Origin of the sequence: Lunatimonas lonarensis, from assembly GCF_000390185.1 — a bacterium.
Taxonomy (GTDB): Bacteria; Bacteroidota; Bacteroidia; order Cytophagales; family Cyclobacteriaceae; genus Lunatimonas; species Lunatimonas lonarensis.
Genome location: NZ_AQHR01000109.1, coordinates 1 through 26,141, shown reverse-complemented (window position 1 = coordinate 26,141; position 26,141 = coordinate 1). Strand labels below are relative to the sequence as shown.

26 protein-coding genes and 1 tRNA gene are annotated in these 26,141 nt (G+C 48.4%); 11 read left to right on the top strand and 16 right to left on the bottom strand.

Translation table 11 applies throughout. The features are described 5' to 3' along the window. Positions 1–84 precede the first annotated feature (84 nt). Positions 85–522, top strand: a complete 438-nt coding sequence (locus tag ADIS_RS23590) for a PH domain-containing protein (RefSeq protein WP_010856347.1) — start codon at positions 85–87, stop codon at positions 520–522. Between the two features lie 40 nt (positions 523–562). On the opposite strand, the gene ADIS_RS19180 is transcribed toward ADIS_RS23590, so the two are convergent. Next, positions 563–1,426: a serine hydrolase gene (locus tag ADIS_RS19180; RefSeq protein ID WP_010856346.1), complete on the bottom strand. Its 864-nt coding sequence runs from the start codon at positions 1,424–1,426 to the stop codon at positions 563–565. A 258-nt stretch (positions 1,427–1,684) separates the two neighbouring features. On the opposite strand from ADIS_RS19180, the gene ADIS_RS19175 reads away from it, so the two are divergent. Continuing rightward, positions 1,685–2,488: a PhzF family phenazine biosynthesis protein gene (locus tag ADIS_RS19175; RefSeq protein WP_010856344.1), complete on the top strand. Its 804-nt coding sequence runs from the start codon at positions 1,685–1,687 to the stop codon at positions 2,486–2,488. Positions 2,489–2,573: 85 nt separating this feature from the next. Further along, positions 2,574–3,893 carry a Gfo/Idh/MocA family protein gene (locus tag ADIS_RS19170; protein WP_010856343.1) on the top strand — a complete coding sequence of 440 codons (1,320 nt, stop codon included), beginning with the start codon at positions 2,574–2,576 and terminating at the stop codon, positions 3,891–3,893. A gap of 114 nt (positions 3,894–4,007) precedes the next feature. Here the strand turns inward: ADIS_RS19170 and creD are convergent, their stop codons facing one another. Next, the gene (creD, locus tag ADIS_RS19165; RefSeq protein ID WP_010856342.1) at positions 4,008–5,288 is read right to left on the bottom strand and encodes a cell envelope integrity protein CreD; all 1,281 of its coding nucleotides are present in this window, start codon (positions 5,286–5,288) and stop codon (positions 4,008–4,010) included. Between the two features lie 62 nt (positions 5,289–5,350). Here creD and ADIS_RS19160 point away from each other — a divergent pair, with 62 nt between their 5' ends. The 5 genes from ADIS_RS19160 (at position 5,351) to ADIS_RS19140 (ending at position 9,463) form a co-directional block, all read left to right on the top strand. Continuing rightward, positions 5,351–5,959, top strand: a complete 609-nt coding sequence (locus tag ADIS_RS19160; protein ID WP_010856341.1) for a Uma2 family endonuclease — start codon at positions 5,351–5,353, stop codon at positions 5,957–5,959. A 213-nt stretch (positions 5,960–6,172) separates the two neighbouring features. Continuing rightward, complete coding sequence (locus ADIS_RS19155) at positions 6,173–6,781, top strand: Uma2 family endonuclease (protein WP_010856340.1); 609 nt, start codon at positions 6,173–6,175, stop codon at positions 6,779–6,781. A 24-nt stretch (positions 6,782–6,805) separates the two neighbouring features. After that, the gene (locus ADIS_RS19150) at positions 6,806–7,837 is read left to right on the top strand and encodes a ThuA domain-containing protein (protein ID WP_010856339.1); all 1,032 of its coding nucleotides are present in this window, start codon (positions 6,806–6,808) and stop codon (positions 7,835–7,837) included. Positions 7,838–8,148: 311 nt separating this feature from the next. Continuing rightward, entirely contained in the window at positions 8,149–8,976 is an 828-nt protein-coding gene (locus ADIS_RS19145; protein ID WP_155907621.1) for a LytTR family DNA-binding domain-containing protein, read from the top strand. A gap of 106 nt (positions 8,977–9,082) precedes the next feature. Continuing rightward, positions 9,083–9,463, top strand: a complete 381-nt coding sequence (locus ADIS_RS19140; protein WP_010856336.1) for a hypothetical protein — start codon at positions 9,083–9,085, stop codon at positions 9,461–9,463. 97 nt (positions 9,464–9,560) lie between these two features. On the opposite strand, the gene ADIS_RS19135 is transcribed toward ADIS_RS19140, so the two are convergent. The 4 genes from ADIS_RS19135 to ADIS_RS19120 form a co-directional block, all read right to left on the bottom strand. Beyond that, positions 9,561–10,172, bottom strand: a complete 612-nt coding sequence (locus ADIS_RS19135) for a Uma2 family endonuclease (protein WP_010856335.1) — start codon at positions 10,170–10,172, stop codon at positions 9,561–9,563. A gap of 115 nt (positions 10,173–10,287) precedes the next feature. Next, positions 10,288–11,685, bottom strand: coding sequence for an aldehyde dehydrogenase family protein (locus tag ADIS_RS19130; RefSeq protein ID WP_010856334.1), 1,398 nt, complete (start codon positions 11,683–11,685; stop codon positions 10,288–10,290). After that, positions 11,682–13,322 carry an acetolactate synthase large subunit gene (locus tag ADIS_RS19125; protein WP_010856333.1) on the bottom strand — a complete coding sequence of 547 codons (1,641 nt, stop codon included), beginning with the start codon at positions 13,320–13,322 and terminating at the stop codon, positions 11,682–11,684. The genes ADIS_RS19130 and ADIS_RS19125 overlap by 4 nt, the downstream gene beginning before the upstream one ends. A gap of 240 nt (positions 13,323–13,562) precedes the next feature. Further along, positions 13,563–14,282, bottom strand: coding sequence for an acyl-[acyl-carrier-protein] thioesterase (locus ADIS_RS19120; RefSeq protein WP_010856332.1), 720 nt, complete (start codon positions 14,280–14,282; stop codon positions 13,563–13,565). A gap of 94 nt (positions 14,283–14,376) precedes the next feature. On the opposite strand from ADIS_RS19120, the gene ADIS_RS19115 reads away from it, so the two are divergent. Then, complete coding sequence (locus ADIS_RS19115) at positions 14,377–14,991, top strand: alpha-ketoglutarate-dependent dioxygenase AlkB family protein (protein ID WP_010856331.1); 615 nt, start codon at positions 14,377–14,379, stop codon at positions 14,989–14,991. On the opposite strand, the gene ADIS_RS19110 is transcribed toward ADIS_RS19115, so the two are convergent. The 6 genes from ADIS_RS19110 to ADIS_RS19085 form a co-directional block, all read right to left on the bottom strand. Beyond that, complete coding sequence (locus ADIS_RS19110) at positions 14,973–15,938, bottom strand: DUF6807 family protein (protein WP_035807044.1); 966 nt, start codon at positions 15,936–15,938, stop codon at positions 14,973–14,975. The two genes, ADIS_RS19115 and ADIS_RS19110, sit on opposite strands and share 19 nt — an antisense overlap. A 208-nt stretch (positions 15,939–16,146) precedes the next feature. Next, positions 16,147–17,115, bottom strand: coding sequence for a transketolase family protein (locus ADIS_RS19105; RefSeq protein ID WP_010856329.1), 969 nt, complete (start codon positions 17,113–17,115; stop codon positions 16,147–16,149). A 45-nt stretch (positions 17,116–17,160) separates the two neighbouring features. Next, the gene (locus tag ADIS_RS19100; protein ID WP_010856328.1) at positions 17,161–18,012 is read right to left on the bottom strand and encodes a transketolase; all 852 of its coding nucleotides are present in this window, start codon (positions 18,010–18,012) and stop codon (positions 17,161–17,163) included. A gap of 9 nt (positions 18,013–18,021) precedes the next feature. Further along, positions 18,022–18,471 (bottom strand): thioredoxin-dependent thiol peroxidase, encoded by a 450-nt coding sequence (bcp, locus tag ADIS_RS19095; protein ID WP_010856327.1) that lies wholly within the window; start codon positions 18,469–18,471, stop codon positions 18,022–18,024. A 55-nt stretch (positions 18,472–18,526) separates the two neighbouring features. Next, on the bottom strand, positions 18,527–20,404 hold the full coding sequence (locus ADIS_RS19090; RefSeq protein WP_010856326.1) for a M23 family metallopeptidase: 1,878 nt from the start codon (positions 20,402–20,404) through the stop codon (positions 18,527–18,529). Beyond that, positions 20,388–20,999, bottom strand: a complete 612-nt coding sequence (locus ADIS_RS19085; protein WP_010856325.1) for a fumarylacetoacetate hydrolase family protein — start codon at positions 20,997–20,999, stop codon at positions 20,388–20,390. The genes ADIS_RS19090 and ADIS_RS19085 overlap by 17 nt, the downstream gene beginning before the upstream one ends. Before the next feature lie 120 nt (positions 21,000–21,119). Between ADIS_RS19085 and ADIS_RS19080 the strand changes: the two genes are divergently transcribed. Together ADIS_RS19080 and ADIS_RS19075 are read left to right on the top strand one after the other, a co-directional pair. Next, positions 21,120–21,557 (top strand): hypothetical protein, encoded by a 438-nt coding sequence (locus tag ADIS_RS19080; RefSeq protein ID WP_238325460.1) that lies wholly within the window; start codon positions 21,120–21,122, stop codon positions 21,555–21,557. A gap of 171 nt (positions 21,558–21,728) precedes the next feature. Further along, positions 21,729–21,817, top strand: a tRNA-Ser gene (locus ADIS_RS19075). Between the two features lie 97 nt (positions 21,818–21,914). On the opposite strand, the gene ADIS_RS19070 is transcribed toward ADIS_RS19075, so the two are convergent. From ADIS_RS19070 to ADIS_RS19055, 4 genes are all read right to left on the bottom strand, one after another. Beyond that, complete coding sequence (locus ADIS_RS19070; RefSeq protein WP_010856323.1) at positions 21,915–22,343, bottom strand: hypothetical protein; 429 nt, start codon at positions 22,341–22,343, stop codon at positions 21,915–21,917. A gap of 529 nt (positions 22,344–22,872) precedes the next feature. Further along, positions 22,873–23,346 (bottom strand): hypothetical protein, encoded by a 474-nt coding sequence (locus ADIS_RS19065; RefSeq protein ID WP_162141589.1) that lies wholly within the window; start codon positions 23,344–23,346, stop codon positions 22,873–22,875. Between the two features lie 278 nt (positions 23,347–23,624). Then, positions 23,625–23,963 carry a hypothetical protein gene (locus tag ADIS_RS19060; RefSeq protein ID WP_010856321.1) on the bottom strand — a complete coding sequence of 113 codons (339 nt, stop codon included), beginning with the start codon at positions 23,961–23,963 and terminating at the stop codon, positions 23,625–23,627. Positions 23,964–24,571: 608 nt separating this feature from the next. Continuing rightward, the gene (locus ADIS_RS19055) at positions 24,572–25,705 is read right to left on the bottom strand and encodes a dienelactone hydrolase family protein (RefSeq protein WP_035807038.1); all 1,134 of its coding nucleotides are present in this window, start codon (positions 25,703–25,705) and stop codon (positions 24,572–24,574) included. Positions 25,706–26,141 lie beyond the last annotated feature (436 nt).

The window sequence follows — 26,141 nt, the reverse complement described above, 5'->3', positions numbered from 1 at the left end:
TGTAAATTAGCGCTGTGTGAGATTGTTTTCTAGCTAAAGTGTGGTTATTTTTAGTAGAAAGTTTGCATCATTTATACTAACATTATGAAAAAGCAGTACAAACCCAAAAAAGGTGTATTAGTCTATTTGATGTTGTCGGGCTTTTTAGCATATTTTTTCGTTCGGTGGCATTTTTCCGATCATGATTTTCCACATATTCTGGGATCATCCTCTTTTTTGTTGTTTCCCTGTGCCTATCTTGTATTTTATATACTAAACACCACGTATTGGATTCAGGACCGGACATTTTTCTACCGATCAGGTTTTATGAAGGGGGAAGTGGACGTTGATTCAATCAAATCAATTGATGTTGGAATAACCCGTTGGGTAGGTGAGCGGGCTGCGCTTGCCACCCGGGGCATACTTATCAAATACAACCGGTATGACGATTTGTTCGTAGCTCCTATGAATACCGAAGAGCTTGTCCGTGACCTACTTGCACTGAATCCCGGCATTCATGTAAATCAGGCAGCCCGGGCTTAAACCGCTTGGTGAAGGAAGTACATTGACGATGTCCAAGCGGCTATTGCCAAGCTTCCCATAACAACCGGGATACCGTTCGCTTGAGCACATAGGATTCGTTGTCCTCTTCCCAGCGTTGGTCTTCGTTGTCTTTGGTGGCGATGTAAAACACGTAATCGCCGCCAGGGGCGTTCACCATCACCAGTTCGGATCGGGAGGCATTGACCATGCCCTGCTTTGAGGCGGTCTGGATGTAAGGTGGAATGGCAGAAAGTGCGTTTTCATCATAATAGATATTGGTCATCAACCGGTACATGCGTTCGGATGCCTTGGGGCTTACTACTTCACCCTTTCGGATTTTTACCAGCAGCTGGGCCATTTCCCTCGGGGTGGTCTGTCCCCATCCAAACTGCTCCCGATTGGCTTCCCGTCCAGGTGTTCGAGAGTTTACCCGGGTATGCACCAATCCTAGGTTTTCCATGAGGGCATTGATGGCGACTCCTCCACCTGCGAGTGCCTGGCACCATAGGGACGTGGTGTTGTCGGAATAGGTGATCATTAGGGAAACCAATACGCTCAGGTCTGTTTCGGTGGAGTCCTGAAAAAACTGCATAAGTCCCGACCCACCGTATTTTAAGGAATCGCGGTACATGAGCGGTTGGTTGTAGGTCAGCTCCCCCTGCTCGATCTTATCGAACACGCCCACTAAGATAGGGACTTTGATGATGCTGGCGGTGGGAAACAGCGTGTCGGCGTTTATAGCGATTTCTTCTCCGGTTTGGAGGTTCAGCGCATAAAGCCCTGCTGTGCCCTTAAAGCCAGCGAGCTCCCTTTTGAGGGTTTCTATGAGCGTTTGGCCCTGCGAGAAGCTTGGGAAAAGGAACAGCGCACAAAGCAGCAAAAGTGAATGGCGGGATAAGTACATGGCCTTAATCGAGATGATTAGTCGGAAAGGTAATAAGGGAGGGGCTTTCAAGCAAGATGGTTGTGGCAATTTGGCCGTCATTTTTTCGTGTTCCGGCCATTTGTGTCTGCCATTTTTTTGGCTCAGAAATGCTGTTGTTACAGATAACTACCGTTGGTAAAACCTACGATTACCGTTTGGGCATAGGAATTCAACAAAAAAATCACCAACTTACGCTAAGCAGCAGTGCGATCCTGCCCAGCTAAAAACCTACATCTCATGGAACTTCCTCTCGTTACCGTCGATGCATTCTCCGATAAGCCATTTAGTGGCAACCCCGCCGGCATTTGTTTACTTCCGGGTTCCCTTTCGCCGGAATGGATGCAGCGTATCGCGGCCGAAGTAAATCTGAGCGAAACGGCTTTTCTGGAGACCATCGACGAGCAGAATTATCACATCCGTTGGTTCACGCCGGAGAAGGAGGTGGACTTATGCGGCCATGCTACGCTGGCGTCGGCCTTTTTGCTGTATACCGCAGAGCTTGCAGACAAGGGAAAGGAAATTGTTTTTTCCTCGAAAAGTGGCACCTTAAAGGCCTCCTGGCAGGAAGGAGAATATGCGATCGCCTTGGATTTTCCGCTAATTCCAACCCAGGAGGCGGTACACCCCTACTTTTCGGATATGTTTTTTGGACAGCAGGTGATTGGATCGGCCAAATTGGCCCGTAACTGGCTGTTGGAATTGGCAAACCCCAAGGCTGTCGAATATGTGACGCCCGTATGGTCAGAGCTTACCCACCACAGCGAGGAGGGGCTAATCGTCACGGCGGCTTCCGCAGGGGGGTATGATATGGTTTCTCGGTACTTTGCACCTAACCTCGGGATCCCGGAAGATCCGGTAACCGGTTTTGCACACTGTGCCTTGGTAGATTATTGGCACCGGAAAACTGGGCGGGAGCATTTTACGGCCTTCCAGGCAAGTAGCCGGGGTGGGGTACTTGGGCTTTCCAAAATGGACGACCGGGTGCTCCTAAAGGGGAACGCTGTAAAGATGTTCGAAGGCTTTTTTACATTGGAACCGTAGAAGGGAATAGCCTGAATTGCCTCTGTTTGGGTGGTAGGTAGACCAGATACTGTATGGGAGGCCGACTATATAAAAATAAAATACGATGGGAGTTACAAGGAGATCATTTTTAAAGGCCTCCGGGCTGGGGTATCTGGCCTTGGAAGCCGGTAGTGCCGTCGCTTGGGCCGGTTCGACGATATCCACCAATGACCGGATTCGGGTCGGCGTAATTGGCTGCCGCAACAAGGGGTACAACGTGCTGCGGGAGATCCTGCGGACGGGTAGGGCAGTGTGTCTTGGCATGTGTGATGTGGACGATGAGGTCCTGCAACGCCGTGCTGCCGAATTAAAGAAGGACACGGGCCAATCACCCAAACTGTACGTTGATTTCCGAAAAATGCTGGAAAACCCGGAAATCGATGCGGTGATTGTGGGCAGTCCCGATCACTGGCACTGCCTGCATGCCGTCTATGCGATGGAGGCTGGCAAGGACGTGTACGTGGAAAAACCCCTGGCCAATTCAATCCACGAATGTAACCTGATAGCCGCTGCCGCAGCGCGTTACGGCCGGGTTGTTCAGGTGGGCCAACAGCAGCGAAGTGGAGATGTTTGGAATGGGTTGATGGATTACCTAAAATCGGGCGCGCTGGGAGGCCTTCGCAGGGTCAATTGCTGGGCGAATTTTGCCTATGGAGCAGGAGCACCGAAGGTTCCCGACTCAGCCGTGCCGGAGGGGGTGGATTTTAGGCTTTGGCTGGGCCCCGCGCCCGACCGGACCTTCAATGCGTCTCGTTTTCACGGCAACTGGCGGCATTTTTGGGATTATGGCGGGGGCCTGATGACCGACTGGGGGGTGCATCTCTTGGACATGGCTCTGTGGGCCAAGGAGGTCACCCACGAACCAACCAAGGTGACCGGTTTTGGCATGAACCTCAGCGGACTGGACCGCGCCCGTGAGACCTACGATACCCAATCGGTTTTGTACCAAATGGATGACTTCCTTATCCAATGGCAGCAGAATGGAGGGATCGAGCGGGGTCCCTATGGGAAATCCTATGGCGTGGAATATGTTTGTGACAAGGGAACCGTCGTCGCGGACCGGGAGGATTGGACGCTGTATGTAGAGGGGAAAGAAGGAGAAACCGAGCAGGCCTATGCCTTTAAACGGCGAAGCGGCCGCAGTGATATGGAGCTCCATGCCAATAATTTCATAGACTGTGTGCTTAGCAGAGATAAGCCGAACTGTTCGGTGGGGCTAGGCAGGAACGTAGCGCTTTACGCCCATTTTGGGAACCTATTGGCCCGAACAGCATCCGGCTCGCTCGAATGGAATGCCTCCCGGCAACAATTTTTGTCCAACGCAGCCGCAAACAGCTTGATCGTGCCGGAGTACCACCGTGGGTGGAAACTGCCGGTAGTGTAGCTTATGGTTTGCCCGGGCATACGTAAGTGGTGAGTGTCCGAGAAATCAACCAACTTTTGGTGTTAATGAGGGGCAGCAGGCTGGGGAAAAGCCAGTTACCGCTCCCCGATTGATTTATGCCGTTTCGGATGCGGCATACCAGTTTACGTTTCTGGTAAGCACCATCGTGATGATAAGCGCAATGGTTAGTCCCAAACTTCCGATCAGCAGGGCATAGTCCTGGGATTGCAGCGTAACGAAGACAAATCCGTAGCTTAACGCCAGTACGGTTCCCAATACGACTGAGAGCAGGCGGTTTTTGAATAACGTAAGGGAGTAAAACGTAATGGTTAGTATGACCGACAGGGCCGAAATAAGGTAGGCAGTATTGAAGGCGGTATGCTCTGATAGGGATACCAAGAGTAGGTAGAATAGGCAAATGGCAAAGCCTACCATACCATATTGGATGGGGTGAATGGGTTTGCCTCCGACGGTCTCCACCAAAAAGAGCATGAGAAAGGTCAGGCCAATGGTGAGTATGGCGTACTTGGCAGACCGGATTGCCTTGCGGTAGTGATCGATGGGGCTGAGGAAATCCACCCCAAACTCCGTATCGGTGGGGTTTAGTTGGAGGTCGCCACTGATCCAGGATTTGGGTAGATTTCGGTTTAGTTCTGCGATATGCCAGGTGGCCTGAAATCCCTTTTCATCTACGTGTCGTTTCAGGGGCAAGAAAGCACCCGTAAACTTGGGGTCTTGCCAGGGTGATTGGATAGACGCTTCGGTGGTGGCTCCCAGCGGAAGGATCCTGACACGATCACTGCCTCGGAGACGAAAGGAAATGGTAAAGGGGATTTCCGTCGTCTGAGAGATATCCAATTGGGTCAAAGGTACATGAAATCCGCTTTCATGTACTTCGGGCACCATGGATCCCGGTTCTACCTCGTAGGAAATGCCATCCACCTGAATGGCCACGTTGCCTTCAATACCTCTTAGGTCACTGATACCGAAGGAAAGCATGGAAGGAGTGTCCGGTACAAAGGACCGTCCACCTCCGGCGATGTCTGGTTTGGGGATAACCCCCGTCAGCACCCACTGGGAGCTGTACACGGCGGTTTCATAAATCCCTCTTTTTAGGGTTTGGGGTTCCACGGTTCCTTGGATGCTTAGGGTCTTGGGAGCTAGGTTCAGGTACTTTTTTGTAATAGGTTTTGCAGTGGCTAGTTCCGAATCGGTGGCCGAAACAGGCACAGACCATACCGGGCCGGCGAGGATTTGACGGTTGGCCCACTGACGTTGGATTTCCTGCACCACCTCTTGGCTGTAGCTTTGCCGTTCGTGGATGATTTCCTGGACAAAAGCCGTGGGAATGAGCAGCGCCAGCCCGAGAATGCCGATAACGATTAGCTTGATCATTACCGAGTTGGTTTTGGGTTGTTTAGCTGGGAATTGGTTATCAAAATGGGTAAATTTGATACATGGAAAGGAAAGAAGAGGATACCGTTCAAGAACCGGATCTGGCCTACGGCCAGTATTCTTATGCCGACTACCTCACTTGGCAGATGGACGAAGTGGTCGAGCTGATCAAGGGGAGAATTTTTAAAAAGGCTGCGGCAGCACCCAGAAGGATTCACCAAAAGGTTTCTATCGAATTGTCCCTTAGAATAGCTGGCTTTCTGAAGGGCATGACCTGTGAGGTATATAACGCGCCATTTGATGTCCGATTTCCAAAAACATCCACGGAAGACAAGCAAATAGTTGACGTGGTGCAGCCGGATATCTGCGTGATATGCGATCCCGCAAAGCTGGATGACCGGGGTTGCCTGGGGGCACCGGACCTGATCGTAGAGATCCTTTCGCCCGGAAACAGTAAAACAGAACTGAAGCACAAGTACGAGCTTTACGAGTCGCACGGGGTTCGGGAATATTGGATCATTCACGCCGAAACCCATGACCTGCTGATCTACACGCTGGAAAATGGCCGCTATGTCCCTTCTAGGCTGCTTACTTCCGGGGATGTGGTGGAGTCACGTGTCCTTCCCGGGCTTAAACTGGATTTGGAAGAGTTTTTTTCGCATATCAACTAACATACGTCTGTTGGAAATAAAGGCATTTGTCTTTATCTAGACCCTTTACCGTTTTCTGACCAATAGTTGGTGTAAACGGGATGCTTTTTGGGGAAACGTAGCTATCAGGACAGGGATGCCATTGAGCGGGATGTTTAGTCTGTGGCTGAATCTGAGTAGTATAGCCTGTTCTTTTGACTTTTTTAACGGAAACAAAATGAGTATATTTACCTTATGGATGATCCGAAGCCCGAAATCGTCAAAGAACCCGATATGGCGTACGGCCAGTATTCTTATGCCGACTACCTTACTTGGAATATGGACGAAGTCGTAGAACTGATAAAGGGGAAGGTATTCAAGAAAGCGGCCGCTGCCCCGAGACGTATCCATCAGCAGATTTCAATTAAATTGGCCGCCAAACTCTATAATTTTCTGGAAGGATCGCTCTGTCAGGTGTACGATGCCCCGTTCGATGTCCGGTTTCCAAAAACATCCAGGGAAGACAAGCAAATAGTTGACGTGGTGCAGCCGGATATCTGCGTGATATGCGATCCCGCAAAGCTGGATGACCGGGGTTGCCTGGGGGTACCGGACCTGATCGTAGAGATCCTTTCTCCGGGTAACAGTAAAACAGAACTGAAGCACAAGTACGAGCTTTACGAGTCGCACGGGGTTCGGGAATATTGGATCATTCATGCCGAAACCCATGACCTGCTGATCTACACGCTGGAAAATGGCCGCTATGTCCCTTCTAGGCTGCTTACTTCCGGGGATGTGGTGGAGTCACGTGTCCTTCCCGGGTTTAAGTTGGATCTCGAGGAGTTTTTTAGTGATATTAAATAATACTGGCATCTTTGAAATAAAAAAATGAAAACGCGCTCCTTTATTGTATTGGTACTGGTTTCTCTGGGGTTGGGTGGCTGCCCAGGCACCCAATCCGACCGTCAGAATAACCTTCGCACAGCCGACTCAAACGATGGTTCTTTGCCTACGCGTACGCCCCAATTGAAGGCGTTGATCGTGGATGGCCAAAACAACCACGAGGTTTGGCCCAAATCTACCATTATGATGAAGCAGTACCTGGAAGAAACCGGTCTTTTTGAGGTGGACATCCATAGAACCAAGTATACTTGGAACGCTAAAAGGGAAGCGGACTACCTGCCGTTGGCGGGGGGCGGCGAAACAACCGACCTGCAGGATCCGCAACATGATCCGGATTTTTCGCCTATTTTTGGTAATTACGATGTGGTGATTTCCAATTTTGGCTGGAAGGCAGCTGCTTGGCCGGAGAGTACACAGCAAGCATTTGAAGCATACATTGCTTCTGGCGGAGGCTTTGTGTCCGTGCATGCGGCTGACAATTCCTTTCCCGATTGGCTGGCATACAACAAGATGATTGGCCTGGGTGGCTGGGGTGACCGCACCGAAAAGGACGGGCCTTATGTCTACTATACCAACGAAGGGGAACTGGTACGGGATCACTCTCCCGGAAAAAGTGGTGCGCATGGACCCAGCCATATTTTTCCCGTTACCGTGCGTGAAAACGATCACCCCATCACCACCGGAATGCCGGAAGTGTGGTTGACCACCAAGGATGAATGCTATGCCAAATTGCGGGGGCCGGCGGAAAATATGACCATTTTGGCTACGGGAAAGGATATTTCGGGCAATGCGCCTACCGATCGGCATGAACCCGTGTTGATGGTGATAGACTACGGTGAGGGGAGGATTTTTCATACCACCCTCGGGCACGATGACTATTCCATCGAAAGCGTGGGATTTATCGTTTCTTTTGTAAGGGGTGCTGAATGGGCCGCGACCGGGGAAGTTACCATTCCCATACCTGCTGATTTCCCTAGTGCCGAAAAATCTACCAGTAGGGATTTTAAGCTGGATTAGACTGGATTTGGGAGAGATAGTTTGGGGTGCCCCCGTTTCTGTGTACGAAAGATTAGGATGTTTTAAACCATTGGTTTTAAGAAGAATACGTGCCTTCAAGAACAAAGCAAGAGTCTTCATGCTTTTTTGATTTTGGCACCTTCAAGGCTTTCCGTTTGAAAAATGGTTGAATTATTTAGCGGCAAGCCAACAGCGGCGGTGGTTTGGAGTCCATTGATTAAATTAGCCAAAAAATACAGTCTGGAGAATACAGATAGGGTTAGGCAGCGTGTATGCCTGGTTCTAATTCGTATTTTCTTAATTTTAGGTTTATGTATCAAATCAGTAAATTCCTGTCCTTGCCTTTTGATTTGCTTCAGAATACCCGGGAAAAGGTGCTTTTAATTGGTGCTTGTGCGGCTTTTACCATACTTTTTATTAACCTGTATACCCCATTTAACATCGATCAGTGGGAGCCAGATCAGGGGTTTAGCCAGTTTTTGCGTCTGTCTGGTTTTGGGGTAATCGGAGGTGTTTTTCTGGCATTCTCACAGTTACTTGTTAAACCGTTGCTGGTAAAAGGCAATACTAGAATTATCCATTTTGTGTATTGGGTGCTTTGCGAGGTGACCTTGTTGGCACTCCTTTTCCATGTGCTATATGGTAGCGGTGATTCTGGTTTTTTCCGGGAGTATTTTATAAGTTTTAAATATACTTTTCTGGGATTGCTGATTCCTTACACGTTGGCCTTATGTTTTATTTGGATTTTCAGAAAGAAAGAAGAGGAAAAAAACGAACCAAAATCTCCGGTTTTCTCCAGTAGTCTAATACATTTTAAGGATGAGTATGGAAACAATAGGTTGGCATTGAAGCTCTCCAGTATTTTGTTTATCGAAGCGGCGGACAATTATTCCACGATATACTATGCAGACGACGGTACCGTCAAAAAGGAAATATTGCGAAATTCCTTAAAAGGACTCTCAGAGCAATTGAAGGATTTGCCGATAAAACGGTGCCACAGATCTTACCTGGTTAACACACAAAATGTCAAGATGGTGAAAAAGACGTCGGGAAAGGTAAGCCTAATTCTGGAGTGTACCACCACCGTTGTCCCGGTATCACGTAAGTTTATCCCTGAGTTTGACCACCTATTCGCCTAGCCGCGGTTATTCGGCCCTATTTAAGGAAATTCACCCCTTTTTTTACCATGTTTGGTTTTTAGGCTATACTTTCGAAATATCATGTTTAACCTAAAAACGTAATGTTATGAAAAAATTAAGCTTAGTTTTGTTCCTTTTATTTATTGTCCCACTATATACCATTCCCGCAATTGCGGTTGATTTTGCTTCGGAATTTGATGGAAGTTGGACGTATGAATGCTATGATGCTCCCTATCCATACCACGAGGGAGCGGTACTTATCGTTAGCAAGGAAAAGGAGACGCTAGTAACAATAACGCTTAAAAATGGGCAGTCGGTTTCGGGAAAAAATGTAGCCATTAAGGATGGGAATTTATCGTTTGATGTCTATGTGGAGGGAAGTGTGGTCAAAACCGTCTTGGAAAAAAAGGGTGCCCAGCTGACCGGAAAGGTTAATACCCCCGAGGGTATTATGACCTTGGTGATTAAGAAAAAAGATAACGCGTAACGCTAATCAATTATCAGTTCTTTGTATAATCTAAACAAGCCCTAGGTATACGCTTTGGGCTTGTTCAGTTTATAGCGATGCCTGAGGCACATAGGATTCATTTGATGTCAGCAAAAAAGGTAGCTAAGTCCAGTTCGAAGGCTACTACTGCCGTCGACTTAGCCGTATCTCCGCAAGTCATCAATCGGGAACTTTGATACCGCCCTCCAACCAGCGTGTAAATCAAGAGGGTCTGTCCCAGCGCATCCATCAGCCAATACTCTTTCACGCCGGATTCCTCATATACTTCGTATTTGTGTTGCAGTTCCAGCTGCTTATTTCCGGGGGAAAGTACTTCTATCACCAGATCAGGAGCACCGATGCAACCCCTGTCGTCAAGCTTTCCGAGGTCGCAAACGACACAGATGTCGGGTTGTACGACCGTATGTATTTTTTCGTTTTTGGTGGACTTGACTGGCAGCCGCACATCAAAAGGAGCTATATAAGCTTGGCACTGTTTACCTTTTAGGAACAGATTTAGTTCGGTGTATAGATCCCCTGCCAGCCTTTGATGGATGCGACTTGGAGCGGCTGCGGCACGTTTGAATATCTTACCTTTTATCAACTCCACCACTTCTTCCATTTCCCAAGCTAGGTAGTCGGCGTAGGAATAATGCCCATAACTCAGATCGGGTTCCTTTACTATGGCTTTGGTTTTTTCTTTTTCCACAGTTAAATCTAATCAATCCTTGGTAAAATTTTCCGGACGTAAGAGGTTTTTTTCCTTCAAATAAGGCTAAAAAGATCCCTGGCCATTACCTATGGCCGGGAAGGAGCTGCTTGGTCTATGGCAGCAGCCTACTTTTGATCACCATAAGCTTTTCTCTCGTCATCTCATGCATGGAGTAGGGGATGCCTCCCAAGCCTTCACCGGATGCATCTCGGCCACCAAAGGGCATCCAGTCCACCCGAAAGGCCGTATGGTCGTTGACCATGACAGCCGTAGCGTTCAGTTTTCTCACGGTATCCAAGGCAATATCCAGGTTTTTGGTAAATACAGCCGCCTGAAAATGGTAATCCAGGCTGTTGGCCAAGCGGATGGCTTCCTCGCGATCCTTGTAGGAGTAGATGCATACCACAGGTCCAAATATTTCCTCTGTGGACACCTTGGCGTCGTGGGGCGGGTTGAAAAGGACAGTAGGTTCGTAGCAAGTGTCTCTTATTTTTTTGCCCCCACAAAGCAATTCGGCTCCTTTGGACACCGCTTCTTTAACCCATTCATGTACACGGTCTACTTCGGAAGTCTTGATCAGAGGTCCCACTTCCGTGTCCTTCTCCAGGGGATCGCCTACCTTCAGCTTTTGGGCTTGTTCCGCCATTTTCTCCACCAAGCTCTTCGCGAGGGATTCCTGAACAAACACTTTCTGAACAGACACGCAGACTTGACCTGCATGATAGAAAGCACCCTTTACCAGCGACGGGACAATGATATCCAGTGCCACATCGCTTTCTACTATGACGGGGGCCGCACCACCATGCTCCAGTGCGCAGCGCGTGCCCGGGGCCAGTTTTGATTTCAGGTACCAGCCTACTTTTGCGGATCCTATAAAGGAAAGGTAGTTGATACGCGTATCAGTGGCCAGTTTTTCGGCAAGCTCATTATCGCAAATGATGGATTGGACCCAGCCTTCCGGAATGCCGGCTTCGTCGAGGATTTCCATTAGGGCTAGGCAGGAAAGAGGGGTAGTTCCCGCGGGTTTGACGATCACCGGACATCCTGCCGCAAATGCCGTGATAGTCTGATGGACGATCAGGTTAAGGGGGTGGTTGAATGCGGAAATGGATGCCACCACGCCGATGGGTTCCCGGATGGTAAAGGCGATACGATTTGAAGATGCCTCCGTAAGGCCCATAAGGATTTGTTTGCCAGCCAGTTGGGCGATTTCTTCGGTGGCTATCTTCACCCCATTGATGGCCCGCAGGACTTCCACTTTGGAATCCTGATAGGGCTTGCCGCCTTCCTCAGCTGCTAACATGGTGAGTTCTTCCACGCGTGATTCCATGATGTTGCGGACTTTTTCAAGTAGGGCTATCCGCCTGTGGGCGGGAATCCAAGAGGAGCTATCTGTAAATAAGGTATAGGCGGTTCGAATGGTAGCTTCCAACTCCCGGCCATCGATCATCGGGAGTTCCCGGATGAGGTGATGGTCATAGGGGGAGGTGACTTTTAGCATATTGCTCATAGTTCTGAGGTTTTTTGTTTCAATTTTACGTTCAAAATGGGGTGGTTTAGCGAATAGTCCACCGGTAAATCTATCACGTGGACGCCATCGCTGTGAAGGGTTTGGTTCAGGATTTTTATGAAATCGGCATCGTTTTCGGGCCTGTATCCCTGTGCGCCGTAGCTTTGGGCATATTTCACAAAATCCGGGTTATTATAGTCTAGGCCAAAATCCCTGAAGCCCATATCTTCCTGTTTCCATTTGATCATGCCGTAGGCCGAATCATTAAGGATAACGACAGTCAGATTAAGTTTTAGCCTTACGGCTGTCTCCAGTTCCTGGGAGTTCATCATAAAGCCCCCATCCCCACAGACAGCCACCACTTTTCGGTCGGGATAGAGCAGGTTTACGGCCATCGCCGAGGGCAGTCCGGCCCCCATGGAGGCCAATGCATTGTCCAGCAAGAGGGTATTGGGTTGGTAGCACGTATAGTTGCGGGCAAACCAGATTTTATAGATGCCATTATCCAGCGTGATTACATCCTTGTCGCCCAGATTTTCCCGTAAAATATGTACCAATCGCTGCGGAAGCATGGGGAAGCGCTCATCTTTAAAGTAGGTGCTAAGGTGGCCACGTACCTCTTCGCGCACTTTGGCATAAAAGGAAAAATCCCAATGCGGCTGGGGTTTAAGCTCATCGGCCAGTAGGTTGACCGAACTGGTAATATCTCCCACTACATTTAGCTGGGGGAAATATACCGGATCCACCTCGGCTGGCGCAAAATTTACGTGGATGACCTTTTTTCCACCTTTGTTCATGAAAAAGGGCGGTTTCTCGATTACGTCGTGGCCCACATTGATGATCAGGTCTGCCTCGTCAATGGCGGCATGCACAAAGTCGTTGCTGGAAAGCGCGGCAGTGCCGAGGTACCTCTCGTGGCGTTCGTCGATGACGCCCTTGCCCATTTGCGTGGTAAAAAAGTAGATGCCGGTCTCGTCCACGAAGCGGGCCAAGGCCTGGCAGGTAATTTTGCGGTTGGCACCTGCCCCGATCAGTAGGAGGGGGTTTTTGGCCTCCTCGATCATCTTCACCGCTGCATCGATGGCTTTGCTATCTGCTTTGGGCATGATATAATCTACCACATCGAAGAGCTCTTCCGAGCAATCTTCTTGGGCGATATCCTCCGGAAATTCCAAATGGACCGCTCCCGGGCGTTCCTCCGTGGCGAGGCGAAATGCCTCCCTGATTTGCGATGCGATGACGTTGCTGTTGACAATCTGCTTGGTGTACTTGGTCAGTGGGCGCATCATGTCTACCACGTCTATGATCTGAAAGCGGGCCTGTTTACTTTTTTTGATGGGCTTCTGCCCTGTTATCATCATCATGGGCATGGCCCCTAATTGGGCGTAGGCAGCGGGGGTGACCAAATTGGTGGCTCCGGGGCCGAGGGTGGAGAGGCATACGCCGGGTTTGCCGGTGAGGCGTCCATAGGTGGCTGCCATAAACCCAGCCCCTTGCTCGTGGCGGGTGACGATCAACTCGATGGTTGAATTACTCAGCGACTCCAGAAAGTCAAGATTTTCTTCTCCCGGTACACCAAATATGTATTCCACGCCCTCGTTTTCCAGGGCTTTGATAAATAGGTCGGATGCTTTCATGTGTCTATAATTGATTTTTAGAGGTTCATCGGCCTGACGGTTTGGAACCGTCTGGCAGGTTTTATATCGCTAGGACGGTGCATTTTTATTCAAAAAAGGCAATGGTAGATTTGTCCTTCTCTTAAAAGTAACAAAATGTATACTAATCTCTCCCTCGTCAAGGGTAAACATAACCAATTTGGCCTGTGTTTCAGGATTGGCAAAGGCCAGAGGCCTGTGGAACGGAGGAGTGGGCCCGATTTATCCGCTGGTCCGTGCCAAAAAAATGGGAGCATTATTAACCCTACCAACTAAGATCCAACCCGCCTCGGAATTTTGGGCAGTTACTTCCACATCCTGATGCAAAATAGCCTCGGCCAGGAAATTGATCTCCAGTCGGCTAAATGCCAACCCAAACGCATGGCTGTAGTCTTCTATCCACCGGATATAGGTCACGTTATTGACGTGGTTGTTCATATCCAAGTCGGATGGCTGTACCGTGAAGAGCTTGGTATGGGAGGTTTCCGTCGGTACAGGCAGTTTGGCAGGCAGAAGGGTTCCCTTGGCGACTTCGGGAAATAAATCCCCCGGGAGAAACTGATTGGGTCGCTTTGGCCGCTTGCTTTTGCTGTCCAGCAAGAGCCATGAGGACATCCCGCGCGCCAACACTTCAGCAGATAGGCTTGTCATTTCGAATTCTCGAAGGGCAAACAGGCTATCAATGCCACGGGCCGCTGTTTTCATCCGAATGACTTCTCCCCAATGTGGAAGTTTCTGAACTTCAATATGGAACCGGGACAGTACCCAATGAAAGCCCAGATCGAACAGGTTTTGCCCAAAATTCCCGCTGTCAGCATGTTGCCAGGCGATTTCCTGAAAGAGATTTCCCAGAGCACTCCACCGGAGTTTCCCCTCTGGGTCTACCTGAAAGGAGAGAATCTCAAAGTTTTTTTCGAAATGAAACAACTTGGGTGCGGGCATGGTTTTTTTTGCAAAAATAGGCAACCCTGGGTCCCCATGCGTGTTTGTTCCTGGTTTTTTCAAACAGAGGCTTATTTTTTGTGGTTAGCGTGGTATGTTGTCTAAGCAGATTTTCTCGCCTGTAAACCTACTGCCCCACGAAGGGGAAGCCCTTTATGTCCCCTCGTTTTTGTCTTCCGAGGAAAGCAGTCGTTTTTTTTCAAAATTTTCGTCGGGTATACGCTGGAACCAAGAGACTATTTGGATGTTTGGTAAACGGGTTATGCAGCCTAGGTTAACCGCACTTTATGGCGACCCGGCGATCCCCTATGGGTATTCGGGCATTTCCATGCAGCCTTACCCCTTTACCCCCGAGCTCCTGGAATTGAAGCAACGGCTGGATGTTTTCGCCGGTGTTTCGTTTTCACACGTCTTGTTGAATTTTTATCGGAACGGAGGGGATAGCATGGGCTGGCATCGGGACAATGAAAAGTCACTGGGAAATAATCCCGTCATAGCTTCGATAAGTTTGGGAGCGGAGCGTAGGTTTCAGTTTCGCCATTACATGAATAAAGCTCCCAAGATAGACCTTATGCTGGCATCAGGAAGTCTCCTGCTGATGAAAGGCGAAAGCCAGCAGGCCTGGGAACACCAACTTCCGAAGGTATCTGCCAGCACAGCTCCGCGCATCAACCTAACCTTCCGGGTAATTCAGTCTGCCAAGGCCTGATCGGTCGTTGGCTCAGTTTGGATAAAATCCCGGTAAAACAAGTCTATTTCAGCCGTTTGTAGGCCTTGATGTACCAGCAGTTGGTTTCTGAAGTGGAGGTAAGGTTCTTTCTCGGACAGCGTAATAGGCTCGCGCCCAGGGAAAGCCATGTTTTGCATGCTGTTTTTCCGGCGCAGTATCCACCCTTGGTAAGAGGGTAGCCGGTCTGGTTCACCCAGTATCACGACACCGGGATCTTCCGGGCCCTGTTGGGTAATGTTCATCCAAGGGCCTCCTGCTACGGGTAGCTCCTGCGGGGTAACTGGTCCATTTTGGTCGAAGAAGCCTGTCGTTTCGGTGAGACGTATACGCGGCGAAAAACCGCCATACCCCTTCGGATCTTCCGACCCTCCGATTTGCACCTTTTTCGCCAGCGGTTTTAACCATACTTCTACAGTAAGTCGGTACAACTCCGGATCCACCCGCTCGTAATGAAGCCGAAGGGATTCCTCTACTACCGGTTCACCGTCCACCACCCAGTTGATTTGAGCATCCAGTGCCGCCATCTCTTCCGATAGTACCGAGGTTTCCACCCGTGTTACTTCCCAAACGATCCCATCGCTGATCCAAGGATCCGCCACCCGTTTTCCGTCCACCAGGAGTTGATGCCAGGTCCAAAAAATCCCCCGGTGATGGAGATGGTCTTCCGGAAAATCCTCGGTTATCACATCTCCATTTAGGTCGTAAAGGGGGTGTATGTAATTGGCGCGGGGGTATTGGCCGTCTTTATCTTTGGTGGCACGCTGGTAAAAAAGGCGGGTTTCTCCATTTTCCGTCAATTCGTAACCTTGATCATCGGCTGTCCAGCTTAACTGTTGGGCTATCAGGCAAGGGGAATTGAGGCAATATAAAATTCCAATTAACAGGGATGCAAGGAGGTCTTTGTGACGGAATGTCGGTTCAATCATCGGTGTAGGTTACAGGTTGGATAGTAGGACAGGTGGCGAAATGTCGTGGCAATCATTCGCCTACCAGTGGGATTGGTTGGTTGCTTTTTTTTACAAACCCTTCTAATTAACATAAAATTTTCCGAAAAATTGTCAGCACAGGAAAAAAAACATAAAAAAACCCCTGAACTGTTTACAGTCCAAGGGTTTTTAATCACGTGGTTTATGCTTATTTTCGGGCAATGGCCTTTTTGGCGGCCTTCACAATGTTGGCGGCATTCAGGCCGTATTTTTCCAATAACTGGGTAGGGGTGCCGGATTCTCCGAAAGAGTCATCTACACCGATAAATTCCATTGGAGCAGGGTGGAAACGGCTGAGGGTCTGGGCTATGCTGTCGCCTAAGCCACCATTGTACTGGTGCTCCTCTGCGGATACGGCACAGCCGGTTTTCGCTAGGGATTCCAACACAGCTTCGGTATCTAGCGGCTTGATCGTGTGGATGTTGATCACTTCGGCGGATATGCCTTCTTCTCTTAGCATGGCTTCAGCCACTACCGCCTCCCACACGAGGTGTCCGGTAGCGAAGATGGTGACGTCTTTTCCGTCGATCATTTTCCATGCCTTTCCGATTTCAAACTTTTGGTCGGCCGGTGTGAAAATGGGCCAGTTGGGCCGCCCAAAACGGAGATATACAGGCCCTTGATGGTCTGCAATGGCAATGGTCGCGGCTTTGGTCTGATTGTAATCGCAGGGATTGATTACGGTCATGTGGGGCAGCATTTTCATCATGCCCACGTCCTCCAATATTTGGTGGGTAGCTCCATCTTCACCTAAGGTAAGGCCTGCATGCGAGGCGCAGATCTTCACGTTTTTATCCGAGTAGGCGATGGATTGCCGTATCTGGTCATACACCCTTCCGGTAGAGAAGTTGGCAAAGGTGCCGGTGTAGGGGATTTTGCCTCCGATGGTCATTCCCGCGGCTATTCCCATCATATTGGCCTCTGCGATGCCCACCTGAAAAAATCTGTCCGGGAACTCTTTTTGAAATGCGCCCATCTTTAACGAGCCGATTAGGTCGGCACAAAGCCCGACGACGTTCGGGTTTTTACGCCCTACTTCCAAAAAACCGTCTCCAAAACCGGATCGGGTGTCTTTCTTTTCAGTATATGTGAATTTTAAATCCAATGTCTTTTCCATGATCTGTTTCTTTTTGTCAGCCCTCCAAGCGGGTGGCGCATCTGCTTAATAATCTCCCAGGGTTTCTTCCAGTTGGCCCAGTGCCGACGCCAACTGCTCGTCGTTGGGAGCTACGCCGTGCCACTTGTGGGTGCCTACCATAAAGTCCACGCCATATCCCATTTCGGTATGCAGCAGGTTGAGGACTGGTTTGCCGTTGCCAAGTAGACTTTTCGCTTTTTCCAGTCCCGCAATTACAGCAGCCATGTCGTTTCCGTCTTTGGTTTCGATGACCTGCCAGCCGAACGCCTCCCATTTGGCTTTCAGATCCAGTAGGTTCATGATTTTCTCCGTAGGGCCGTCTATTTGCTGACGGTTCAGGTCAATGGTGGCGATGAGGTTATCCACTTTATGGTGGGGGGCAGCCATGGCTGCTTCCCAGATTTGCCCTTCCTGTTGCTCTCCATCTCCCATGAGAACATAGACGGTGTGGTCGTCACCGTTGATTTTTTTCGCCAAAGCCGCTCCAATAGCTACCGAAAGCCCCTGTCCCAATGAACCCGAGGCAATGCGGATGCCGGGCAGCTTTTCGTGGGTAGCCGGATGGCCCTGCAAACGGCTGTTTATCTTACGAAATGTGGCCAGTTCTTCGGTAGAAAAGTAACCGGATCGTGCCAACACACTGTACCATACCGGTGAGATGTGGCCGTTGGAAAGAAAAAAGAGGTCCTCGCCTACGCCATCCATCTGAAATGCGTTGTTATGCGCCATCTGATGGAAGTACAGGGCTACGAAAAATTCCGTACAGCCCAGTGAAGCTCCGGGATGCCCGGAATTGACCCCGTGAACCATCCGGAGGATGTCACGGCGTACCTGTGAACAGATGTTTTGCAGTTGTTCCGTTGAAAGCTTTTCCATGAATAGGAATTAGTTGATAATTTGGTTGGTGTGTTCTTTTGTTTTTACCTTATCGATAATCTGACTGATTTTACCCGTTTCGTCAATGATAAAGGTGGTTCTGGCCGTGCCCATATACGAGCGTCCATACATGGATTTTTCTACCCAGGTGCCGTATTTTTCGTGCACCGACTTGTCTTCATCGGCCAGGAGGGAAAAGGGCAGCTCGTATTTTTGGATGAACTTCTGATGGGACTTTTCCGAATCGGAACTTACGCCTAGCACCACATAGCCGGCTTTTTGAAGTGCCTCGTAGTTATTCCGAAGGTCACAGGCCTGTGCGGTACAGCCGGGGGTATTGTCTTTGGGGTAAAAATAAAGGACAACCTTTTTTCCTTTAAAGTCACTGAGCCGGACGGTATTGCCGTTTTGGTCTTTTGTTTCGAAATCAGGTGCTTCTTGACCTACTTCTATTGCCATAATGTCAAATGGTTTGGTTCTTTGTTTCGGTTAGGGCCATAAATATCGCAATAAATTAAATTTTTCCCCTATAAATGGCCTCGTTATTTGCCATGTCCCGGACTTTCAGAAGAACTTCCCCCCGAAGCGGCCTGCCCACTGCTTTTTCAGACCATATCATGGACTGCTTGTGTTCGTACCGCATCAGGATCCATTCCCCGTCCACATAGGCTTCAAAATCCCGAATACCCGACAAGTCATCGCGGATCGAAAAGCGCAGTTCGGAGCTGTTTACCCGCATGGGCTGTATGCGAGGGGGCACAGAGTCGGTGGCCAGCACAAAGGTGCCCAGGCTGCGGGTGTTGAATCGGATACGGCTGCCGTCCCATGTCCCGCCCTGAAAGCTTCGGAAGCCATTTTCATGCCGTAGGTACACGTGTGTTCGTGCCCTGTCTCCCGAAAACGAACCCGCTTCAAAAGCTATCCGAATCGGTTCCCGTAGGTATTCCGTGGGATCGTTTACCACAATGCCCGGGATCGTATCGTCCCGCAGAGGATTGACCCGCAGGTATAGGTTGTCCAGCAGGGAGTTTTTTTCAAACAGGATTTCCGCGTGGGCATCTGCGTACAGCGTTTCCTGCCCTTTGATGATCAGGGCATTTACCTGTGGATACATCGTATGGGAGCACAGCCGCACCGAGTCAGGAAGTCCAAAACGCATATCCCAGAGGTACGTACGTCTGTTCGAGCCTTTGTAGGCGTAGGGCATTTCCATTTGGTACCCGTTCACAAAAAAGGTTGCCAAATCACCTTCGCCACTGCCTGTATCGTGCAGCAGGAGAACATGGCCCTCGTAGGCCATCGAGGTATTCCCGGAGGTGGTATTCACCCCGGACAGGCGCTCGGATGCGATCTCTCCCGTCAGCGTGAGGTGCAGCGAGCGCACGTTGTCGTAGGTGTCACGGAGCTGAACTCGAAGTGTCCGCTCTTCTTCAGGAGCCAGTCGCAGGGCACCGGCCCACGCGGTGTCCGGTTCGTAAAAATCAAAGCGGTTGTTGGGCAGTTTGTATAGGCGGGTGAACCGGTTTCGGTAGGTGTGGGACAGGATATAGCGGCCAATGGAAAAATCAATGGGGTTCACTGTGCTGCGGAAAATCCGCGTATCGCCCTCAAAAATTTCGTAGGTGGGAAAGCCGTTGCGGTTGTACATATCGTCCAGCTGATCGTAAGCCAGTACTTCAACGCCCACTTTGCCACTTACGGGGATGGGCGTAATCACGTGGTAGGCCTCTCCCGCGTAGACCAGGGGATACTCCCGCCGCGCATAGATGCCCTGCACGCGGCTTTCCATGTCGAGAGGTGTTACGGCTACCCGCTGCGCAAAGGGGGGGGTGCGGTCGATGATTTCCGAAAAGCCAAAATGAAGGGGATCCAGTGCCCTGTCCAGCGAATCGCGGATTTCAAAATGTAGATGTGGCCCCATCGAAGAACCCGTATTCCCCGAATAAGCGATGATTTCGCCTTTTTTTACGGGCAACTCTTCTGGTGAGGGGGAGTATTCCAGTTCGTTTTTTTTGGAGGCATACATCTTGGTGCGCATGTAATCACCAATCGGGGCTGCAAACTCCCGAAGGTGCGCATATACCGTATAGTTACCGCTGGGGTGCTTGATATAGAGTACGTTCCCATAGCCAAACGAGGAGATTTTCATTCGGTGCACATAGCCATCTGCCGCGGCATATACGGGCAGCCCCTCCCTTCCGTCTGTTTTGATATCTACCCCGCTGTGGAAGTGGTTGGGTCGGATTTCCCCCATGGTGCCCGCCAAAAAATTTCGTTCCCCGGGCTTGATGGGAAAGAGGAAATAGCCCGGATTCACTTGGGCGAGCAGGGATAGCTGTGTCAAAAGGCCAAGGAGCAAGACCCAGAGAACCTTTTTACTTAACTTCAACATCCAACATCTTTTTCCCTTCAATGTATCCCTCGAGGTGATCCCCAATGGCTACCCTTCCTACGCCTGCGGGTGTGCCTGTAAAGATAAGGTCGCCTGTCTTGAGGGTAAAGAACTGGGATACGTATTCGATGATGACCCCAAAGTCAAAGAGCAGGAGGGAGGTGTTGCCTTTTTGGCGGGTTTCCCCGTTGATATCTAGGTGAAAATTGATATTCGCCTGGTCTGGAAACTCGCTCACCGGCAGGAAGTCTCCAATGGGTGCGGAGCCGTTGAAGGCCTTGGCGATCTCCCACGGCAGGCCCTTTTGCTTGCATTTTTGCTGCAGGTCGCGGGCCGTAAAGTCTATGCCGAGACCTATTTCATCGTAATACTTGTGGGCAAACTCCTTTTTGATATACTTTCCTTCCCGGTTGATTTTCAGTACCAGTTCGACCTCGTGGTGGATGTCCTCGGAAAACTCCGGATGGTAAAACGGTGCGCCGTTTTTGAGCAGGGCGGTATCCGGTTTCATAAACACAACCGGCTCGGACGGGCGTTCGTTGTTAAGTTCTTCGATGTGGGCGGCGTAGTTTCTGCCTATGGCGATAATCTTCATGGAAACGGGTTGTTTGGCTGCAAATAAACCGAATAGGCCGGGATTTAAAAAGGGATTTTACATTTATGGATAAAGTCTGTATCTTGGGTATACCGATTACGATAAACCAAAAAGATGACCATGGAAAAAGCAGCGCAACTGGGAGTATGGGTAGATTACGGGCAGGCCATTCTGATTGGCTATGCAGGGGGTGAGGCCTGGGAGTTGGAACGCATCACGTCGCCCTTGGGGAAGGGCCGGCGGGAAGAGGGAGAGGGTAACGACAGCACCCGCTTTACACCCAACCATGAGCACACCTCCAACAATGAGTACCGCAAACACCAAACCGAGCAGCAGGAGACGACAGAATACCTGAAGCAGTTGGAGCAGGAGCTGGTACGGTACCGCGAGGTGCTTATTTTTGGTCCGGGCAAGGCCAAGGAGCAGTTAAGAAACCGGCTGAAGGAAAACAAGGCTTTCCGGTCTGCCTGGGTTGCCGTGGAAAACAGCGACAAGATGACCCCAAATCAGCTTTTGGCCTTTGTGCGGGAATTTTTCCGAAAAAACGAGCCGGTGTAGGGGAGGGCAGGGTTTTTGGGTCGCCAAAATTCCTGCTGATGTACAGAAGCTTATCGTTGAGGGTAAAGAAAGGCGGTTCTGTTCCCAAAATTTATTGGATGGCGGTTTTGTTTAAGTGCGGATTATTGGTTTATATTTGCAACGCTTAAGCGCAAATCCGCCTGTGGATACAGAGAGTTGGGTGAGTGGCTTAAACCAGCAGTTTGCTAAACTGTCGTACGTGTCAAAGCGTACCGGGGGTTCGAATCCCCCACTCTCTACTAATACGTTATTAAAGCCCTGTAAATCAAACTTTTACAGGGCTTTTTCTTTAGGGTAGTCACAAATGAGTCACAAAATCTAATCTGGTTTTGTGCCTTAATTTTCAATAAAATTTTTTATTTCATTTACTTGATTTACCAGCCACTTTCCAAATGGTAGAAAATGTTCATCCGTAAAATGGACATCCATTGTGTGTTTTCCTATGAATTGATAAATCTCATCAATAGTCCAAGATTCAAAAACCTTAATGGCCAAAGTGGATTTACTTTCATGGATCAAAACCAAAACATGTTTTTCTTTGAAAAATATCAGTTTGATATTTGACTTATCATTGTTGTTTGTTTTTTCAAATGGGTATTTCGAAAAATAATATTTGTTAGAATCACCTTCTAGTATATCAAAATCCCACATTTCTAAGTTTATGTCACTTTTGGTAAGTTCCCAATTGTAATTTTCTATACCATTTTTTATTTGGTATATTAACCTGTCAATAAATTCATCAATTTCAGTTTTGCTTTTTTTCATAATTTTGGTTTGGTTAGTTAGAATTAAAGTTACTTAAAATTCTTCAGATTTCCTATTTGGCTTTGTTTCACACCTCCAAGATATTGTCAATGTCCGGTTTCAGATAGGTAATTCCACCACAGCGTTCAAGGTCTACACAAAAGCTTCTTACGTTGGTAATGTTGTAGTTTATGGTAATCCCTTCCTTGAAAGTGTGTTTGCGTTCAGGTTGTGGCCTTGTCAGCAGTTGGGTTTCCCTTACAGTCAGGGTTGCATAACTGTTGATGAAGGTTGAAAATTGTTTGCTATCAGAACTTTCATAGACCAGTTCAACAGGGGTATTTCCTTGCCCTGTAAGCTCTATTGGGCTTCCTTCAAAGCCTTTCCCAATATTTCAATCTTAGTGGTATAGTTGCCTTTGGAAGTGTATTCCAGCCTGTATTCTACGTTGTGTTTCATATAGATAATTAAAAAATTGTCAATGCATCCAAAAAAAAGGGAAAGTAAAAACCCACCCCAGTCTTTGATTCCATACTTTTATTTCAATCTGTCAATAGCTGACTTTCATTCGAAATGATTTAATTTGCTGATAAGATTCGTAGTCATCCCATTCAAAATATCCATTCTTTTCAATACCTATAGGCTTATTTGTACGGTCAATTATCATGCTCCAATCATAAACATAAATTTCCGCAATATTAAATCCATCTTTATCAAATAATTCAATGGTGATTTCATCAAAGGTAGATGGATCGGAAAGAAATTTACCGATTAAAATGTATTGTAAATTTTCATTTTCAAGCTTCATTTTTAGGGTAAACTCAACATCATGGATTATGCTTTTTCCTAAACTTATTGGTTCTTCTAAAGCAGCCTTTATAAAATTAATTTCTCTTTTCTTTACATTATCCTTCCATTCAAAAACCAAAGCCATCATTATTGAAATTACAATTACTACGGCACCCGCAGCAAAGTTCTTTGAAAGTTCTCTACTGATAGAATAATCACTTCCTAATTTTGTCATAATTATATATGAAAAAAATAAAAATATTAATAATTGGATAATTATAAACCAAATTAATTTGATTATTTCGTTAAATAGCATGAAAAATATACAAAACTCAGATAAAAATAATATTATCAAACAAATAAATGCGATATATTTAATTAAATTTTTCATGCTTGTATTAACAATCTTGAAATAGTTAAAAATATCTAGTTTGAATTTGGTGTTTTGAAATGTGAAACAGCTTGAAATATAAGAATAAATCAGTCACTTTTTGAGCCAAAATGTGTCAATTTTCAAAATCTTTGTCTGAATCTGCTATTGGTCTGCAATACACCAACCAAGGTGCCACCCTTGATTTTAAATTCCACTTCCTGTGGCTGTTGCCCAACATTTCTGTTAACCCCTCTAATCCGTCTTTCAATAAAGGAATCGGAATAGTTTCCTGCACCACTTCCCCCACCTGAATAAGTACCGCTGGTTGAACCGTTCATATATGAACCCACATTTGAACTAAGTGCTGACATGGCACCACCTATGGCATCTAATGCAGCAGAAGCAGCCAAACTGGTAACAGGATTAAAGCTTAATAACTGCTTTTGGAATACAGCATAGGCAATACCCATTTTTCCCATTTGGGATAAGAACTTGCTAAAGCCTCCCAATATGTTGGAAGAAAATTCCTTTAGTCCACTGCTTCAGGTTATTGCCAGTTTGATCCTCTAGGTGTAGTTCAGGCTTCCGGCGGAAGCTTGGATGTAGTTTGAAACTACACCCTTTATTCTAACCATCCCGATAGCGTGGATGGATTTGAATATATCCTAAATTCACAAATAATCCCCACTCGGTGTTGTATATACTTTCGGCAGCTGGGTGTAGTTTGCAACTACACCCTTCTATTAATTCCAATTTGTAATTGGAAATGGACGGAATTACCAATAATACACGGCTATCAGACCACCTAATCCCGCATAATTTCTCGCGCTCGAACACATGTTGTCTCCCATAGCTGAAAATAGGGTATCCGCGTAGCATTCCCGAATTAGTTAAAAAGACTGTAATTTGTTAACGGACGTTTGGTTAGCCTGCCTTTTCATTTTTAATCCAGACTGATCTCAAAAAATGGTTTTATTTTTACTAAGATGTTCTTTAGTAAGCCATTGCAAATGGCATAAAAGGGACTACGACTGCAGGGGAGGGTAGGAATAGGAGGGGTTAGCCGAGTCTACACCTGTCGGGGGCACTAATTTCCGTTGCCTGAATTTTTCAGCCAAATGGTCAGAAATTGCACCCCTTCGTCCACGATAGTCTCGTGCGCTCCCTCGTGAAGGATCAAATCAATCCTTTCAGGCATCCGCAAGCGCTGGTAGTGAAGGGCCGCTTTTTCGTATGCGTCCACTACCTGCGGCCAGTGGGCGATGTTGTCCTTTTTTCCATGCTGTATCATCAACGGTCGGGGCAGGATCAGGGAAACAAGGTCTTCGTCGGCAAATTCGGTCAACCACCCGTTGAAGAAAGCGTGGTCTTCCCGGGGAGAAAAACTTGAATACCGCTCATCCGGCACAGCCATTTTGTTTCTTCGCTCATTAAACCAAGCGGAAACCACACCCGCTTTGATGCGGGGCTCCAAGGGCATCCAAAACATGGTAGCCATCCCGCCCAGCGAGATGCCCCACATGCCTACCTGTTCCGCGTGCACACGTGGGTCTGCAAGTACAACGTCCAGCAAATGCTGTACCCGTACCAGTTCAATTCCGGGCAGGGAAGTACCTGCCAACCGGGCATACCGTTCCACGTTATTGCGCCGCTCCACAGAGCGAAGGTTCATGGGCAGCAGCACCGCAAACCCGGCATCCAATAATCCCTTGGCGTATTCGTGGTAGGCACCTGTTGAGAACGGGGTTTCCGGTGTACTGGCGATGCCGTGCTGTACAATGATCAGCGGGACCGGATGTTGTTCGCTAGCCCCTTGTGGAAATGCGAGTACCGCTTCCGCAGTGAGCATGCCCAAGGGCAGTGTAACCCATTCGGCCTGTATATTCCCGAGGGGGTGGGGCCTGCGTTCGAGTTGGCCTGTCTTGTGAAGTGCCGGAGGGCTAAGCACAGCTGCCCAACGCATGCGATTGGGGATCACACTGCGCTCAAGGGCGGCAGGGCTACTGTAGTCCCGATTCCACTGATCCGCGGTGCGGTCTTCGTATGCTTCTACCAGGTAATGGCGGAGGTAGTTTTCCAGTTGTTGTTCATAGGCATCGGTACGGGCCGTTTCCACTTCCGGATCTATTAGCGGGGCCTGCTGGCCGATTACAGGCATGGAACTGGTCAGCAACGTGAAAACCAGCAGGAATATTCGGCAGTGATACATCTTGTCAATCATGAATTTAAGGTACTAAATTCATGGGTTCCATAAAATTACTTTTCTGAAAAAAAATCCCAACTTAGTTTAAATCGGTTCGAGATGCATCAAAATTTCAATGGAAGCGCTGGATATTATGGATTTCCAAAGCGGAAAGGTGTTCGGGTGATGTCTTAAGCTGTTGATTCCGCGCCTTTGGCGCTTGGGTGGCGTATCCGCATGCTTCCTTGGGCGTTGCCCAAGGCTAATGATTTTGCACCTTTGGTGCTGATAAGTAAATAGGCACCAAGGGTGCGGTCATCATTAGAGCATGGTCTGTTGGGGGTTGGCAGACATCAAATCCACCTGATAACCTACTCCTTGGTCAGCCTCGGCTATTTGTTGAATTTTCTAAACGCTGCAATGAATTGATAGATTAGTTCTACTTTACTAAGTTAAACTAGCCATCGTTTTGGTA

Excerpts from the sequence above, each read along its gene's own strand:
- ADIS_RS23590 (WP_010856347.1), top strand. The coding sequence starts at position 85 with ATGAAAAAGCAGTACAAACCCAAAAAAGGTGTATTAGTCTATTTGATG.
- ADIS_RS19180 (WP_010856346.1), bottom strand. The coding sequence starts at position 1,426 with ATGTACTTATCCCGCCATTCACTTTTGCTGCTTTGTGCGCTGTTCCTT.
- ADIS_RS19175 (WP_010856344.1), top strand. The coding sequence starts at position 1,685 with ATGGAACTTCCTCTCGTTACCGTCGATGCATTCTCCGATAAGCCATTT.
- ADIS_RS19170 (WP_010856343.1), top strand. The coding sequence starts at position 2,574 with ATGGGAGTTACAAGGAGATCATTTTTAAAGGCCTCCGGGCTGGGGTAT.
- creD (WP_010856342.1), bottom strand. The coding sequence starts at position 5,288 with ATGATCAAGCTAATCGTTATCGGCATTCTCGGGCTGGCGCTGCTCATT.
- ADIS_RS19160 (WP_010856341.1), top strand. The coding sequence starts at position 5,351 with ATGGAAAGGAAAGAAGAGGATACCGTTCAAGAACCGGATCTGGCCTAC.
- ADIS_RS19155 (WP_010856340.1), top strand. The coding sequence starts at position 6,173 with ATGGATGATCCGAAGCCCGAAATCGTCAAAGAACCCGATATGGCGTAC.
- ADIS_RS19150 (WP_010856339.1), top strand. The coding sequence starts at position 6,806 with ATGAAAACGCGCTCCTTTATTGTATTGGTACTGGTTTCTCTGGGGTTG.
- ADIS_RS19145 (WP_155907621.1), top strand. The coding sequence starts at position 8,149 with ATGTATCAAATCAGTAAATTCCTGTCCTTGCCTTTTGATTTGCTTCAG.
- ADIS_RS19140 (WP_010856336.1), top strand. The coding sequence starts at position 9,083 with ATGAAAAAATTAAGCTTAGTTTTGTTCCTTTTATTTATTGTCCCACTA.
- ADIS_RS19130 (WP_010856334.1), bottom strand. The coding sequence starts at position 11,685 with ATGAGCAATATGCTAAAAGTCACCTCCCCCTATGACCATCACCTCATC.
- ADIS_RS19125 (WP_010856333.1), bottom strand. The coding sequence starts at position 13,322 with ATGAAAGCATCCGACCTATTTATCAAAGCCCTGGAAAACGAGGGCGTG.
- ADIS_RS19120 (WP_010856332.1), bottom strand. The coding sequence starts at position 14,282 with ATGCCCGCACCCAAGTTGTTTCATTTCGAAAAAAACTTTGAGATTCTC.
- ADIS_RS19115 (WP_010856331.1), top strand. The coding sequence starts at position 14,377 with ATGTTGTCTAAGCAGATTTTCTCGCCTGTAAACCTACTGCCCCACGAA.
- ADIS_RS19110 (WP_035807044.1), bottom strand. The coding sequence starts at position 15,938 with ATGATTGAACCGACATTCCGTCACAAAGACCTCCTTGCATCCCTGTTA.
- ADIS_RS19105 (WP_010856329.1), bottom strand. The coding sequence starts at position 17,115 with ATGGAAAAGACATTGGATTTAAAATTCACATATACTGAAAAGAAAGAC.
- ADIS_RS19100 (WP_010856328.1), bottom strand. The coding sequence starts at position 18,012 with ATGGAAAAGCTTTCAACGGAACAACTGCAAAACATCTGTTCACAGGTA.
- bcp (WP_010856327.1), bottom strand. The coding sequence starts at position 18,471 with ATGGCAATAGAAGTAGGTCAAGAAGCACCTGATTTCGAAACAAAAGAC.
- ADIS_RS19090 (WP_010856326.1), bottom strand. The coding sequence starts at position 20,404 with ATGTTGAAGTTAAGTAAAAAGGTTCTCTGGGTCTTGCTCCTTGGCCTT.
- ADIS_RS19085 (WP_010856325.1), bottom strand. The coding sequence starts at position 20,999 with ATGAAGATTATCGCCATAGGCAGAAACTACGCCGCCCACATCGAAGAA.
- ADIS_RS19080 (WP_238325460.1), top strand. The coding sequence starts at position 21,120 with ATGGAAAAAGCAGCGCAACTGGGAGTATGGGTAGATTACGGGCAGGCC.
- ADIS_RS19070 (WP_010856323.1), bottom strand. The coding sequence starts at position 22,343 with ATGAAAAAAAGCAAAACTGAAATTGATGAATTTATTGACAGGTTAATA.
- ADIS_RS19065 (WP_162141589.1), bottom strand. The coding sequence starts at position 23,346 with ATGACAAAATTAGGAAGTGATTATTCTATCAGTAGAGAACTTTCAAAG.
- ADIS_RS19060 (WP_010856321.1), bottom strand. The coding sequence starts at position 23,963 with ATGGGAAAAATGGGTATTGCCTATGCTGTATTCCAAAAGCAGTTATTA.
- ADIS_RS19055 (WP_035807038.1), bottom strand. The coding sequence starts at position 25,705 with ATGATTGACAAGATGTATCACTGCCGAATATTCCTGCTGGTTTTCACG.